This window comes from Oceanicella sp. SM1341 (assembly GCF_003448965.1).
Lineage (GTDB): Bacteria > Pseudomonadota > Alphaproteobacteria > Rhodobacterales > Rhodobacteraceae > Paroceanicella.
Genome location: NZ_QRGC01000009.1, coordinates 16,055 through 29,444 on the forward strand (window position 1 = coordinate 16,055; position 13,390 = coordinate 29,444).

Annotated in this window: 11 protein-coding genes; 5 read left to right on the forward strand and 6 right to left on the reverse strand. The window is 72.7% G+C overall.

All coding sequences use genetic code 11. The features are described 5' to 3' along the window. Positions 1-80: 80 nt before the first annotated feature. From D3P35_RS10255 to D3P35_RS10265, 3 genes are all read left to right on the forward strand, one after another. Entirely contained in the window at positions 81-1,352 is a 1,272-nt protein-coding gene (locus D3P35_RS10255; RefSeq protein ID WP_118134636.1) for an NAD(P)/FAD-dependent oxidoreductase, read from the forward strand. A 23-nt stretch (positions 1,353-1,375) separates the two neighbouring features. Beyond that, positions 1,376-2,071: a hypothetical protein gene (locus D3P35_RS10260; protein ID WP_118134637.1), complete on the forward strand. Its 696-nt coding sequence runs from the start codon at positions 1,376-1,378 to the stop codon at positions 2,069-2,071. 79 nt (positions 2,072-2,150) lie between these two features. After that, positions 2,151-3,020 (forward strand): alpha/beta hydrolase, encoded by an 870-nt coding sequence (locus D3P35_RS10265; protein ID WP_118134638.1) that lies wholly within the window; start codon positions 2,151-2,153, stop codon positions 3,018-3,020. Here the strand turns inward: D3P35_RS10265 and D3P35_RS10270 are convergent. From D3P35_RS10270 to D3P35_RS10295, 6 genes are all read right to left on the reverse strand, one after another. Next, positions 3,010-3,819, reverse strand: a complete 810-nt coding sequence (locus tag D3P35_RS10270) for an ABC transporter permease (protein ID WP_118134639.1) — start codon at positions 3,817-3,819, stop codon at positions 3,010-3,012. The two genes, D3P35_RS10265 and D3P35_RS10270, sit on opposite strands and share 11 nt — an antisense overlap. 2 nt (positions 3,820-3,821) lie before the next feature. Continuing rightward, positions 3,822-4,679: an ABC transporter permease gene (locus D3P35_RS10275; protein WP_118134640.1), complete on the reverse strand. Its 858-nt coding sequence runs from the start codon at positions 4,677-4,679 to the stop codon at positions 3,822-3,824. Between the two features lie 64 nt (positions 4,680-4,743). After that, positions 4,744-5,793 carry an extracellular solute-binding protein gene (locus tag D3P35_RS10280; RefSeq protein WP_118134641.1) on the reverse strand — a complete coding sequence of 350 codons (1,050 nt, stop codon included), beginning with the start codon at positions 5,791-5,793 and terminating at the stop codon, positions 4,744-4,746. 50 nt (positions 5,794-5,843) lie between these two features. Beyond that, complete coding sequence (locus D3P35_RS10285; protein WP_118134642.1) at positions 5,844-7,766, reverse strand: hydantoinase B/oxoprolinase family protein; 1,923 nt, start codon at positions 7,764-7,766, stop codon at positions 5,844-5,846. Beyond that, positions 7,763-9,820, reverse strand: a complete 2,058-nt coding sequence (locus tag D3P35_RS10290; protein WP_118134643.1) for a hydantoinase/oxoprolinase family protein — start codon at positions 9,818-9,820, stop codon at positions 7,763-7,765. The genes D3P35_RS10285 and D3P35_RS10290 overlap by 4 nt, the downstream gene beginning before the upstream one ends. A 78-nt stretch (positions 9,821-9,898) precedes the next feature. Further along, entirely contained in the window at positions 9,899-10,990 is a 1,092-nt protein-coding gene (locus D3P35_RS10295; RefSeq protein ID WP_118134644.1) for an ABC transporter ATP-binding protein, read from the reverse strand. 195 nt (positions 10,991-11,185) lie between these two features. Between D3P35_RS10295 and D3P35_RS10300 the strand changes: the two genes are divergently transcribed. Continuing rightward, complete coding sequence (locus D3P35_RS10300; RefSeq protein ID WP_118134645.1) at positions 11,186-12,214, forward strand: LacI family DNA-binding transcriptional regulator; 1,029 nt, start codon at positions 11,186-11,188, stop codon at positions 12,212-12,214. 116 nt (positions 12,215-12,330) lie between these two features. After that, the gene (locus D3P35_RS10305; protein WP_118134646.1) at positions 12,331-13,341 is read left to right on the forward strand and encodes a TAXI family TRAP transporter solute-binding subunit; all 1,011 of its coding nucleotides are present in this window, start codon (positions 12,331-12,333) and stop codon (positions 13,339-13,341) included. The last annotated feature ends 49 nt before the right edge of the window (positions 13,342-13,390 follow it).

Here is a 13,390-nt window from a genome sequence, read left to right on the forward strand (position 1 = left end):
TGGGAGATTGGCCTTGCCGGCCGTGCGCTTCGAATATACCGTATACGAAATACGTTTCAACAGGAATTGCGGAGGCCGCCATGTCCGAGACCGTCACGCCAAGCGCCACGGAGGGCGAAGCCGGCACGGTGGTTATCGTGGGGGCGGGGCACGCGGGCGGGCGCGCGGCGTTGCAGCTGCGCCGCCGCGGCCATGCCGGCCGGGTGGTGATGATCGGCGCCGAGGCGGAGCTGCCCTACGAGCGCCCGCCGCTCTCCAAGGGCTACCTGAAGGGCACGGAAAGCGCCGGGGACATGGCCCTGCGCCCGGCGGAGGACTGGGCGACGGAGCGAATCGAGCACATCGCCGGCGCCACCGTGACCGCCATTGACCCCGCGGCGCGCGCGGTGGAGCTGGCCGACGGCCGGCGCATCGGCTTCGACCACGCGATCTGTGCCACGGGTGGCCGCGCCCGCGCCCTGCCGGTGCCGGGGGCGGATGCGCTGCTCGGCCTGCGCGACCTTGCCGATGCCGCCGCCCTGCGCGCCCGGCTCGCCGGGGCGCGCCGGCTCGTGGTGGTGGGCGGCGGGGTGATCGGGCTCGAGGTGGCTGCCACCGCCTGCGCCCTCGGCTGCGCCGTGACCGTGCTCGAGGCCGGCCCGCGGGTGATGGCCCGCATCCTGCCGCCCGAGGCCTCGGACTGGCTCGCCGGCCGTCATGCCGCCGCGGGGGTCGAGATCCGCACCGGGGTGCACATCTCGCAGGTGGTGCCGCTGGGCGACGGCAGCATCGTGGTGGAGACCGGCGCGGGCCCCGTGGCGGCCGACCTCGGCCTCTACGCCATCGGCATCGTGCCGGAGGCGGGGCTGGTGCGCGGGGCACGGGTCGGCGCCTCGGGGGGGCTCGCCACCGACGCCTTCTGCCGGGTGGAGGGCACGGAGGGCCGGGTGTTTGCCATCGGCGACATCGCCGAGACGCCCAACCCCGTGCTCGGCCGCCCCGCCCGGCTGGAGACCTGGCGCAACGCCGAGACCCAGGCTGCTGCCGTGGCCGCAACCCTGTGCGGCACGCCCACGCAGGCGCAGGAGACGCCCTGGATGTGGACCGACCAGCTCGGGCACAACATCCAGGTGGTGGGCGCCTGGGAGGGCCGGGGCGAGACCCTGTGGCGCGGCGCGCCCGGCGCCCCCGGCTCGGTGCTGTTCTGGCTCGAAGGCGCCCGGGTGCGCGGCGCCGTGCTCATCGACGCGGGGCGCGAGAAGCGCTTCGTCGAGGGGCTCGTGGCCGCCGGAACTCCGGTCGACCCCGCCGCCCTCGCCGACCCCGCGCAGCGGCTGAAAGCGCTTCTGCAGGCCCCGGCCGCCGCCGGCTGACCCCGATACCCCGGAGAGAATACATGCGTTTCACCCTGATCGCCCAGGTGACCACCCCCGACCCCGCCGCGCGGATCTCCGACGCGGATCTGGCGCACACCCGCGCGGTGCTGGCCGCCACGCCCGGCGCCACCCGCGTGCGGCTCTACACGCCGGCGGCGGCGCGCGACCTCTACACCGATGACGGCCCCTCGCCCGCACTCGCCTTCCAGCTCTACTTCGACGAGCTCACCGCGCTGGAGGCGGCAGCAGGCGCGGGCGGCCACCTGCAGGCCCTCGCCCCCGGCTGGCCCAGCCTGCCCGGCGCCGGGGTGGCTCATCAGGCCATGCTGGTGCGCCCCTTCCCGGTGCCCGAGCCCAAGCCCGAGGGCACGCCGGAGGCCTGTTCCTACCTCGTGCACTACCCCGGCACGGCGGAAAACCTGAACGCCTGGCTGGCCTATTACATCGCCCATCACCCGCAGATCATGGCCACCTTCCCCGGCATCCGCGAGATCGAGATCCTCTCGCGCGTCGACTGGTGCGACACGCTGCCCTGGACCCGGGTGGAATTCATGCAGCGCAACCGGCTGATGTTCGACAGCCCGGCAGCCCTCGAGGCCGCGCTGCAATCGCCGGTGCGCCACGCCATGCGGGCGGATTTCGAGAATTTCCCGCCCTTCGAGGGCAGCAACCTGCATTACCCGATGTTCGCCGAGACCCTCGCGCTCACCGCCTGACGGGGTGGTTGACCGGGAAACCCGGGCGAACTAGTCCGGCAGCCTCAGCCCCCGCGGGGGGCGCAGGAAAGGCCGAGACATGCTCCCTCCCGGACAGCCCGCGCGGCTTGCGCGCACCGAGTGTCACGACATCCGCGGCGCTGACGGGCGGCTGCGCCGGGTCTTCCTGCATGTGCCGGAGGGGCCGGCGCCGGAGGGTGGCTGGCCCTCGCTGTGGATGACCGACGGCAATGCCGTGGTCGGCACCGCGGTGGAGGCGCTGCGGGTACGCGCGCTCTGGCCCGAGGGCAGCAACGTGGGGCCCGGCGTGCTGGTGGCGCTCGGCTACCCGGTGGAGGCGCCCTACGACCACCTGCTGCGCGCCCGGGACCTCTCGCCGCCGCCGGGCCGCCTCTATCCGCCCTTCACCGAGGGCGGGCCGGAAGTGCGCACCGGCGGGGCGGACGCCTTCGCGGAGTTCATCGAGGCGCAGGTGATGCCCTTCGTCGCCGCCCGCGTGCCGCTCGACCGCGCGCGGCGCACGCTCTTCGGCCATTCCTTCGGCGGGCTGTTCGCGCTCCACACCCTGTTCACCCGGCCGCATGCCTTCCGCAATTGGGTGGCGGCGAGCCCGTCGATCTTCTGGGAGGAGGGCGCGCTGCTCACCGCCTTCGAGCGCTTTCGCGCCGCCCCTCCGCCGGGGCTCGACGCGGTGGTGCATCTCTCGGCCGGGGAATGGGAGGGGGCGGAGCTGGCCCCCTTCCGCCGGGCCGCAGCGGATGCGGAAGCCCGCCGGGCCGAGCAGGCCCGGGCCCGCACGCTCGAGGCCGCGCGCGAGATGGCCGGGGCGCTCGCCGCCACCCCCGGCCTCGCGCCCCGGTTCGAGGTGTTCGCCGGCGAGACCCACATGTCGGTGCTGCCCGTGGCGGTGGGCCGGGCTGTGGACCTCGCCTTCGCCCTCAGCCGGTGACGGTCATCTTGTCGATGCCGTAGAGCCGGTCCACCACCAGCAGCGCCACCACGGCCAGCAGCAGCTGCAGCGTGCTCAGCGCGGCGATGGAGGGGTCGAACTGGTGCTCCATGTAGCTCAGCATCACCACCGGCAGGGTGTTGGTGTCCGCCGAGCCGAAGAAGTAGCTCACCGGCAGATTGTCGAACGAGGTGAGGAAGGAGAACAGCGAGCCCGCCATGATGCCCGGCCGGATGAGCGGCAGGGTGACATGGCGGAACACCGCGAGCGGGTTGGCCCCGAGGATGGCCGCCGCCTCCTCGTAGGCGCGGGGCACCGAGCGGTACACCCCCGCCACCGTGCGCACCACGTAGGGCAGGCAGACCACGGTGTGGGTGACCAGCAGCGCGGTGAAGGAAATGCCGATCCCCACCCAGGAGAGGAAGAACAGCCCGGCGAAGCCGATCACGATCATCGGCATGGAGAGCGGCGAGAGCAGGAAGGTCATCACCGCGCTCGCCCAGCCCGCCCGCGAGCGGGCGAGGAACAGGCAGGCCGGGATGCCGATGAGGCAGGAGAGCACCGTGGCGCCCACCGCCACCTCGAAACTCACGATCAGCGAGTCGATGAAGGGCTCGTACTCGAAGATGTGCCAGAACCATTTCAGCGACCAGCCCGGCACCGGGAAGGCCACGTAGGAGGCGGAGGTGAAGGAGACCACCACCACCACGAGGATGGGTGCCAGCATGAACACGAAGAAGGCCACCACGAAGGCGAGCAGCCCGAGGGAGGCCCAGTCCGGGCGGGTGACGCGGGCCATTCTCAGCCTCCCTGCCGGCGCACGAGCCGGAGCTGCAGCCACAGGCAGACGAGGGCGATCACCAGCAGGATGGTGCTCATCGCGCTGGCCATGCCGAAGTCGCGCGTGGTGTTGAACTGCTGGTAGATCAGCAGCGGCAGCGTCTGCAGCCCGCCACCCAGCAGCACGAGGGTGACGAAACTGCCGTTCGCGATCATGAACACCAGGATCGCCCCGGTGCCCACCCCGTCGAGCGACAGCGGCAGGGTGACCTCGAAGAAGGTGCGCACCCGCCCCGCGCCCAGCATCTGGGCCGATTCCTCCAGCCGCCGGTCCACCCCCTGCAGCACCGAGGCGATGGAGAGCACCATGAAGGGCACCAGCACGTGGACGAGGGCGGCGATGGCGATCTCGGGCGTGTTGAGCAGGCGCAGAGGGCGGTCGAGCAGGCCGATCTGGTCGACCAGCAGGTTGTTCACCAGCCCGCGCCGCGCGAACAGCACCTGCCAGCCGAAGGTGCGCATGATGATGGAGGTGAGCAGCGGCGCGATGAGCAGGAAGATCACCAGCCCCGACCATTTCCCCGCCTTGCGCACCAGGAAATACGCCACCGGGTAGCCGATGAGCGCCGAGATCAGCGTGACGCCGGCCGAGAGTGCCACCGTCTCGAAGATCACCCCGAGGTAGAAGCGGTCGGACAGAAGCTGCCAGTAGCGCGCCAGCGTGAAGCCGCCCTCCTCGCCGAGGAAGGAGCGCGCGCCGTTGTCGATCAGCGGCGCCACGAAGAAGCCTGCGAGAAACAGCAGCGCCGGCAGCACCAGCATCCAGGGCCGCAGCGCCGTGCGGCCGCGGGGAGGGCTCACATCTGTCATTTCGGTCATCGCGCGCCCCGGGGCAGGGGCCGCCGCACCTCGCGTGGCGCGGCGGCGGGTTTCGGAAGCGGCCTCAGCCGCCGATCTCGCGGTTCCAGCGGTCGACCCACTCGTTGCGCACCTCGATGATCCGCGCGTAGGGCGGGAAGACGGTCTTCTGCCAGGGGGTCACGCGCGGGGCGAGCACCTCGTCGTAGGTGACGTTCCTGTTGGTGACGCCGTAGTTCATGATCTTGGCGAACTTCGCCTGGTTCTGCGCGTCGAGGATCTCGTTCACGTAGTCCCAGGCCAGCGGGTCGGCGTTCTTCGGGATCTGCACCGCGACACCGTTGAGCGAGCCGCCCTCCTCGGGGTTGATGAAGTCGATCCACTCCGCCCCGCTGTCATAGTGGTTCCAGGTGCGACCGTCGAAGTAGATGCCGAGGTCGGCCTCGCCGGAGGCGAGATGGTTGAAGAAGTCGTTCGGCCCGCCCCAGAACACGACATTGTCCTTCATCTTCGCCATGGCCTCGAAGAACGGGTCGACATTGTCCACCCCGCCGCCGAGCGCCTCGGCCATGGCCCAGATCAGCATGATCGGGGTGACGGCATAGGAGATGGAGGGCAGGGAGGCGATGAACTCGCCGTCGGCCACGCGGTCGACGAACTCGGCGAAGCTCTTCGGCGGCTCGGAGACCACCTGCTTGTTGTAGGTGATGCCGCCCACGCCGTAGTCGAAGATCGTGCCCTTGCCCTTCACCGAATCGGTGAACTGCTGCGGGATCTCGGCGAGGTTCGGCAGCTTCTCCACGGTGAAATCCTCCACCAGGTCCGCATCCGCGGCGGCGAGGGCGAGGTCCGGCGTCATGATCAGCATGTCCACCGGCGGGTCGGAGGGGTCGGCCTCGACCTGGGCCAGCCACTGCGCCGGGCCGCCGAGCGAGACATTGGCCTTCGCGCCGGTCTTCTCCTCGAAGGGGGCGACGAAGCAGGAGCGCACCGCCTCCTCCCACACCCCGCCGAAGGCGGTGACGGTGATCTCGCCGCTCTGGGCGCTGGCCATGCGGGGCAGGGCGCCCGCGGCGAGGGTGGTGCCGAGGGCTGCCCCGGTGCCGAGGAGCTGGCGGCGTGTCAGTTTCGTCATCTCGTCTCTCCGCTGTTGTGTCGGTCTTGCCGGGCCGGGGCCCGGGCGCTTCAGATGGTCTCGAGGCAGTCCGCCAGCCGGGCGCGCGCGGCCGCGGCCGCGGCCTCCGGCGCGGGCGCGCGGGGGAAACCCTCGGGCAGTTCCGCGAGCACGGCGCGCAGGATCTCGCCGCGGCGGCGCAGGCGGCTGGCGAGCGGCAGGGCGATGAGCGCGGCATTCAGCCGGTCCATCGCCGGCGCGCCGAACACCGCGTCCCAGGCGGCGCGCTCGGGGCCGAAGCCGGTGGCGGTCTCGGTGGCCTGCGGGCCATAGTCGCGCTCCGCCCCCTCGGGGGTCACGAAGCCGTTTTCCACGTCGCGCGCAATCGCCTCGGGCGCGCGCAGGGCGGGGTCGCCCCAGCCGCCGGCGCCGGGGGTGAGGAAGGTTACCGTATCCCCGGCATTCACCTCCAGCACGTCGATCTTGCCAAGGCGGCGCTCATCGGGCCGGCCGCGGTTCACGATCAGCGCGCCGGCAGCGCCCGGGCGGCCGCCCTGCGCGCCCCAGGGGCGGAACAGCAGGCGCTCCATGCCGCGGCCGAGCACGTTCGAGCCGTCGGTGAGCACGCGGAAGGTGAGCTCCATGCCGCAGCCGCCGCGCCACTGGCCCGCGCCGCCGGAATCGGGGCGCAGGGCGTAGCGCAGCACCTCGATGCCGAGCTCGGCCTCCACCGTCTCCACCGGGTTGTTGGCGAGGTTGGAGATGCCGCTGTCGCGGCCGTCCACGCCGTCGCGCCCCTCGCGCGCGCCGGTGCCGCCGATCATCGGCTCGATCACCTGCACGTGGCGGCCGCCGCTGCCATCGGGCTCGGCCATCACCACCGGGATCACGCAGCCGGAGGAGGCGGCGGGCATCACCGCGGGCAGGGCCCGGCCGAAAGCGCCGTTGAGCACGTCGTTCACCCGGATGGCGGCGGCATGGCGCACGCCCACCGCCGCGGGCTCCTGCGGGTTCACCAGCGAGCCCTCCGGCGCGGTGATGCGCACGGTGGAGAGCAGGCCGACGTTGAGCGGCACCGTGGGGTCGAGCGTATGCACGAGGGCGAGCACCCGGAGCGTGAGCCAGGCATGCGGCCGCCCGCGCGAGGGGATGTTCATCGCCGTCGCCACCTGCGGGTCGGTGCCGGTGAAGTCGAGATGCACTTCGCCGCCGCCGAAGGTGGCGGTGAGCGCGAGGCGCACGGGCAGCGGGCTCGCCGCGTCGTCGTCGAGATAGTCGGAGAAGGAGTAGCTGCCCTCCGGCACCCGGGCGAGCACGGCGCGCGCCTTCTGCCCGGCGTAATCCACCAGGTCGGTCCCGGCGGCGAGCACGGTGTCGGCGCCGTGCTGGGCGATGGTCTGCTCCAGCCGGCGGCGGCCGGCGGCGAGGGCTGCGAGCATGGCGCGGATGTCGCCCATGTTCGCCTCCGCCGTGCGGCTGTTCGCGTCGAGGAACAGCTTCACGTCGGCGTTCATCTCGCCGCGCTTCATCAGCTTCACCGGCGGAATGCGCAGGCCTTCCTGGAAGATCTCGGTGTTGGTGGGCGAGATGGAGGAGGGCACGCGGCCGCCCACGTCGGAGCAATGCACGAAGCACCAGCCGTAGGCCACGATCTCGCCCGCGTGGAAATAGGGCTCGATCATGTGCAGGTCGGGCAGGTGGGTGGCGAGGCCCTCGGAGCGGTAGGGGTCGTTGGTGAGGATCACGTCGCCCGGCTCCAGCGGCCCCACGGCGGCGATGGCGGGCGCGCATTCGAGACCCACGAAGCCCGACACGCCGATGGAGCGCGGGTAGGCGAAGAAGCGCCCGTCGAGCCCCGCGAGCGCGCAGGCGAAATCGGCCGTTTCCTTCACGTAGAGCGTGCGGCCGGTGCGCTGCAGGGTGAGGCACATCTCCTCGGTGACGGCGGCGAGCTTGTTGCCGAGGATCTCAAGGGTGACCGGGTCGAGCTTCATGCCGCAGCCCTTTCGAGATGGAGGTTGCCCATGGTGTCGACACGCCCGCTCCAGCCGGGCAGCACCACGGTGGTGGTGTCGTCCTGCTCGACGATGGCGGGGCCGGCGAGCCGCGCGCCCGCCCCCAGCGCCTCGCGCCGGTAGACCGCGGCCTCCACCCAGGCGCCGCGGCGGAAGAGCGGGCGGCGGCCCGTGGGCGCCGGCTCCGGGTCTCCCTCCGGCCAGGAGGGGGCGGAGAGATCGGGCGTGAGGCCGATGACGGCGAGCCGGGCGGTGCCCAGCTCCACCTCGGCGCCCGCGTCGCGGAAGCCGTAGATGCGCTCATGCTCGCGGTGGAAGGCCTCGGCCACCGCGGCGGCGGAGAGCTCCACGCCCTCAAGCGACACGCGCAGCTCATAGGCCTGGCCGGTGTAGCGCATGTCGGCCGAGGGCTCGGAGCGCCGGCCGGTGATATGCGCGCCCTCGGCGTCGAGCCAGGCCTCCCCCTCGGCGCCGAGCGCGGCGAGCGTGTCGGCGAGGCCCCGGGCCGTGTCCGCGTCCAGCGGCTGGCGCAGGGAGCGCACGAAGTCGCGGCGCAGGTCGGCGCCCGCGGCCCCCATGGCGCAGAAGGTGCCGGCGGCGGGCGGGATGACGACACGGGCGATGCCCGCCTCCTCCGCCAGCAGGTTGGCATGGGTGGGCCCGGCGCCGCCGAAGGGCACGAGGGCGAAGCCCGCGGGGTCGAGCCCGCGGGCGGCGAGGGTCTTGTAGAGCTCGGTCGCCATGCCGGCGGTGGTGACGGCGAGCGCGCCCTCCGCCGCCGCCTGGGCCGCGTCCGGGCCCTTCAGCCCGATGCGCGCCGCGATGCCGCCGAGCGCCACCCGCGCCGCGGCGCCATCGAGCTGCATGCGCCCGCCGAGGAAGCCGGCAGGGTCGATGTAGCCCAGGGCGAGGTAGCAGTCGGTCACCGCCGGCTCGGTGCCGCCGCGGCCGTAGGAGACCGGGCCGGGGGCGGCGCCCGCGCTGTGCGGGCCCACCTTCAGCACGTCGTGCTCGTCGACCCACACCACCGAGCCGCCGCCCGCGCCGATGGCGCTCACGTCGACCACCGGAAGGACCAGCGGCAGGCCGCCGATATCCGTACGCGTGGCAAGCTCGGGCGTGCCGGAGGAGGCGATGGCGATGTCGGACGAGGTGCCGCCCATGTCGAAGGTGATGATGCCGCCCACGCCGGCGGCGGCGGCGAGCCGCGCCGCCGCCATCACGCCCGAGGCCGGGCCGGAGAGCACCGTCTCCACCGGCCGCGCGGCGGCGGAGGCGAGCGAGAGCGAGCCTCCGTTCGAGGCGGTGACGAGGATCGGCGCGGTCACGCCATCGGCGGCGAGCCCCGCCTCGAGCCCGGCGAAATAGCGCTGCATCAGCGGCTGGATATAGGCGTTGAGGCAGGCGACGAGCGTGCGCTCGTATTCGCGGATCTCCGGCCAGATGGCCGCCGCCGAGGTGATGTCGAGCCCGCCGGCCGCGGCCGAGAGCTCGGCGGCCAGTGCCGCCTCCGCCTCCGGTGCCGCGTAGCCGTTCACGCAGACGAGGGCGGCCGCCTCCACCCCCGCCTCGCGCAGGGCGGCACCCAGCCGGGCGATCTCGCCGGGCCCGGGCGTGCGCGTGGCCTCGCCCCGGGGCGAGAAGCGCGCGCCGATCTCCAGCACCCGCAGGCGCGGCACCAGCGGCTCCTCCTTCGCGGCATGGAAATCGAAGGAGGAGGGCATGCGCGAGCGGGCGATCTCGAGGATGTCGCGGAAGCCTTCGGTGACCACGAGGGCGATCTTCGCGCCGCGGCGCTGGATGATGGCGTTGAGCCCGATGGTGGTGCCGTGCATCAGCGCCGCCACGCCCGAGGGCTCCAGCCCCGCGCGGGCGAGCAGGGCGCGCAGCCCCTCGATCAGCGCGCGGGAGGGCTCCTCCGGCGTGCTGGGCTCCTTGTAGTAGACAAGGCTGCCGTCGCGCGGGTCGGAGAGCACGAAATCGGTGAATGTCCCGCCGACATCGATGCCGATGCGCGCGCCTTCAGTGGTCATGTCCGGTCCTCATCATCATTCCGGGTCTCGTGCGGCCAGCTCGCCCCACCCGTACATCCGACCTGTTCATCGAGCGTTTCATCCGGCGCCGAGCAGCACGGCGTCCTCAGCCTTCCAGCCGAGCGCGAGGCTCTCGCCGAGGCGGAAGGAGACCGCGCCCAGCGGCCCGTCCGCCTGGCGGTAGACGAAGAGCTCGCGGCCGAGGGCGGGCACCTCGACCTGGTAGGCGGCATAGGTGCCGCGGAAGACCGCCCCGGTCACCCGGGCGTCGAGCCGGATGTCGAGCCCCTCGGCCTCTGGCCCCAGCGCCATGCGCTCCGGGCGCACCGAGAGGGCGGCGCGGCTGCCGGGCGTGGCGGGGCCGGCGAGCGGCAGCAGCGGCGCGCCGGCGATCTCCAGCCCCGCGCCGCCGGGCGCCACCGTGCCCTCGAAGATGTTGGAGGTGCCGAGGAACTCGGCCACGAAGCGGGTGGCCGGGCGGTCGTAGATCTCGCTCGGCGCCCCGGCCTGCAGGATGCGGCCGGCGCGCATCACCGCCACGATGTCGCTCATCGACAGCGCCTCCTCCTGGTCGTGGGTCACGAGCAGGGTGGTGATGCCGAGCCGGTTCACCATGCCGCGGATCTCGAACTGCATGCTCTCGCGCAGCGAGCGGTCTAGCGCGCCCAGCGGCTCGTCGAGCAGCAGCACCCGGGGGTTGACCACCAGCGAGCGGGCCAGCGCCACGCGCTGCTGCTGGCCGCCCGAGAGCTGGGCCGGGTAGGCGTCCTCCCGCCCGGGGAGCTGCACGAGGTCGAGCATGCGGCGCACCTCGGCGTCGCGCTCGGCGCGGCCGATGCGGGCCATGCGCAGGCCGAAGGCGATGTTCTCCGCCACCGTGCGGTGCGGGAACAGGCTGTAGTTCTGGAACACCATGCCGAGGTTGCGCCGGTGCGGCGGCAGGCCGGTCACGTCCTGCCCGCCGATGCGGATGGCACCGCGGTCGGGTGTCTCGAAACCGGCGACCATGCGCAGCGTGGTGGTCTTGCCGCAGCCCGAGGGCCCGAGCAGCGCCACCAGCGCGCCCGCCGGCAGGGTGAGATCCATCTCCGCCACCGCGACCGTGCCGCCATAGCTCTTGGCAATGCCGTCGAGCACCAGCTCGGCGGACCCGGCCGGCTCACGCGCCATGGCCCGGACCTCCGGTGGATTGGCTCTGCAGGGGGGCTGACACGCGGATTTCACCTTTCTCGCTGTGGTTTGTAGCGCTACAGTCACGGGGAATCGGAGAAGTGTCAACCCGGCGACCCCGCCGGAGCGGCCCGCGGGAGGGCGGAAAATGCGGCAAATCGGGCAGGACACGGTGCGCGCGGAGGGCCGGCGCACATGAGCGGTGCCGGCCGCAACGGCGCGGGCGGTGGCGGCAGCCGGGCCACGATGCAGCGCGTGGCCGCGGCGGCGGGCGTCTCGCCGATGACGGTGTCCAACACCTTCCGCTATCCCGAGCGCGTGCAGGAGGAGACGCGGGCCCGCGTGCTCGCGGTCGCGGCCGAGCTCGGCTACGTGCCAAATCTCGCCGCCGGCCACCTCGCCTCCGGCTCGAGCCGGGTGGTGGGGGCGATCATCCCCTCGATCCGCAACTCGAGCTTCTACCGCTACGTGCGCGGCCTGCAGGACGCGGCCGCCGAACAGGGCCACGAGGTGATGATATCCCTCGCCGACGACGCCGAGCAGGAGCTGGCGGCGGTGCGCACCTTCATGGGCTGGCGGGCGGCAGGCATCGTGCTGGTGGGCTCCGAGCACCACGCCGAGACCGCCGCCCTGCTGCGCGCCGCGCGCATGCCCACGGTGGAGACCTGGGTGCGCCGCGGAGCGATCGACATGTGCGTGGGCTTCTCGGTGGAGGAGGCGACGCGGCAGATGGTGCGCCACCTCGTGGCGCGCGGGCGCCGGCAGATCGGCTTCATCGGCTACTCGGGGGGCGTGGCGCGCCGCTTCGCCGACCGGCTCGCCGCCTTCCGCGACGAACTCGGCGCCGCGGGGCTGGCCGCCGGGCTCGACTACATGGCCCACGAGGCCGACGGTTTCGCCGCCGGCAAGCAGGCGCTCGAGGCGCTGCTCACCCGCGCGCCCGGGCTCGACGGGGTGATCTGCGCCACCGACGTGATCGCGGGCGGGGTGATCTTTGCCTGCCAGCGTCGCGGCATCGACGTGCCGGGGCAGCTCGCCGTCACCGGCTGGGGCGACTACGAGATCGCCTCCGAGATCGTGCCGAGCCTCACCACCGTGCGGCCGCGCACCCGCGACATGGGCCGCACCGCCATAGAGCTGCTCCTCTCGGGGCGCGAAGCCGGCGGCCCGCCGCCCCCCCCGCGCGACGTGGGCTTCGAGCTCGTGTGCCGCGAGAGCACCTGAGACGGCGGAACCAATGGGCGGATTTCCGCCAACGGCTGTTGAGCGCGCGCGCAAGGACGGTTAATCAGGGAAACCGACCGGCACTCGATGCCCAAAGCCATCAAGGGGATATCCTCATGACCTTCGCCCGTCTCAAGACCCTCGGCGCCGCGCTGGCCGCGGCCGTGCTGGTGGCCGGCGCCGCCAGCGCCCAGGCGCCGCAGTTCTTCCGCATCGGCACCGGCGGCACCGCCGGCACCTACTACCCGATCGGCGGCCTGATCGCGAACGCCATCTCCAACCCGCCGGGCTCGCGCCCCTGCTCCGAGGGCGGCTCCTGCGGCGTGGAAGGGCTGATCGCCACCGCGCTCGCCGCGAACGGCTCGGTCGCCAACGTGAACGCCATCGGCGCCGGCACGCTGGAATCGGGTTTCTCGCAGTCCGATGTCGCCACCTGGGCCCAGACCGGCACCGGCATCTGGGAAGGCCGCGAGCCGGTGGAGAAGCTGCGCGCCATCGCCAATCTCTACCCCGAGTCGATCCACCTCGTGGCCGCCGCCTCGGCCGGCATCTCCTCCGTGGCCGACCTGAAGGGCAAGCGTGTCTCGCTCGACGAGCCGGGCTCGGGCACCCTGGTCGACGCCCGCATCATCCTCGGCGCCTACGGCCTCACCGAGGATGACGTGGAAGCGGCCTTCCTGAAGCCCGACCAGGCCGCCGACCGCATGCGCGACGGCGCGATGGACGCCTTCTTCTTCGTGGGCGGCTTCCCGGCCGGCGCCATCGCCGAGCTCGCCTCCCAGGCCGAGATCACCCTGGTGCCGATCTCCGGCGACGAGGCCGCCGGCATCACCTCCGAGTACACGTTCTTCGCCAGCCACGTGGTGCCCGGCGGCACCTACGAGGGCGTGCCGGACGACACCGAGACCCTCTCGGTGGGCGCGCAGTGGATCACCAGCGCCGACCAGCCGGAAGAGCTGATCTACGAGATCACCAAGGCGCTGTGGAACGAGAACACCCGCAAGCTGCTCGACAACGGCCACTCCAAGGGCAAGTCGATCACCGCCGAGACCGCCCTCGACGGCGTGGGCATCCCGCTGCACCCGGGCGCCGAGCGCTACTACAAGGAAGCCGGCCTGCTGAAGTAAGCGCGGCCGCGCTCCCCTGACGCCGACCCCGCGGCCCGCGCTCCCTCGC

Excerpts from the sequence above, each read along its gene's own strand:
- D3P35_RS10285 (WP_118134642.1), bottom strand. The coding sequence starts at position 7,766 with ATGAAGCTCGACCCGGTCACCCTTGAGATCCTCGGCAACAAGCTCGCC.
- D3P35_RS10295 (WP_118134644.1), bottom strand. The coding sequence starts at position 10,990 with ATGGCGCGTGAGCCGGCCGGGTCCGCCGAGCTGGTGCTCGACGGCATT.
- D3P35_RS10290 (WP_118134643.1), bottom strand. The coding sequence starts at position 9,820 with ATGACCACTGAAGGCGCGCGCATCGGCATCGATGTCGGCGGGACATTC.
- D3P35_RS10275 (WP_118134640.1), bottom strand. The coding sequence starts at position 4,679 with ATGACCGAAATGACAGATGTGAGCCCTCCCCGCGGCCGCACGGCGCTG.
- D3P35_RS10300 (WP_118134645.1), top strand. The coding sequence starts at position 11,186 with ATGAGCGGTGCCGGCCGCAACGGCGCGGGCGGTGGCGGCAGCCGGGCC.
- D3P35_RS10260 (WP_118134637.1), top strand. The coding sequence starts at position 1,376 with ATGCGTTTCACCCTGATCGCCCAGGTGACCACCCCCGACCCCGCCGCG.
- D3P35_RS10265 (WP_118134638.1), top strand. The coding sequence starts at position 2,151 with ATGCTCCCTCCCGGACAGCCCGCGCGGCTTGCGCGCACCGAGTGTCAC.
- D3P35_RS10270 (WP_118134639.1), bottom strand. The coding sequence starts at position 3,819 with ATGGCCCGCGTCACCCGCCCGGACTGGGCCTCCCTCGGGCTGCTCGCC.
- D3P35_RS10280 (WP_118134641.1), bottom strand. The coding sequence starts at position 5,793 with ATGACGAAACTGACACGCCGCCAGCTCCTCGGCACCGGGGCAGCCCTC.
- D3P35_RS10305 (WP_118134646.1), top strand. The coding sequence starts at position 12,331 with ATGACCTTCGCCCGTCTCAAGACCCTCGGCGCCGCGCTGGCCGCGGCC.
- D3P35_RS10255 (WP_118134636.1), top strand. The coding sequence starts at position 81 with ATGTCCGAGACCGTCACGCCAAGCGCCACGGAGGGCGAAGCCGGCACG.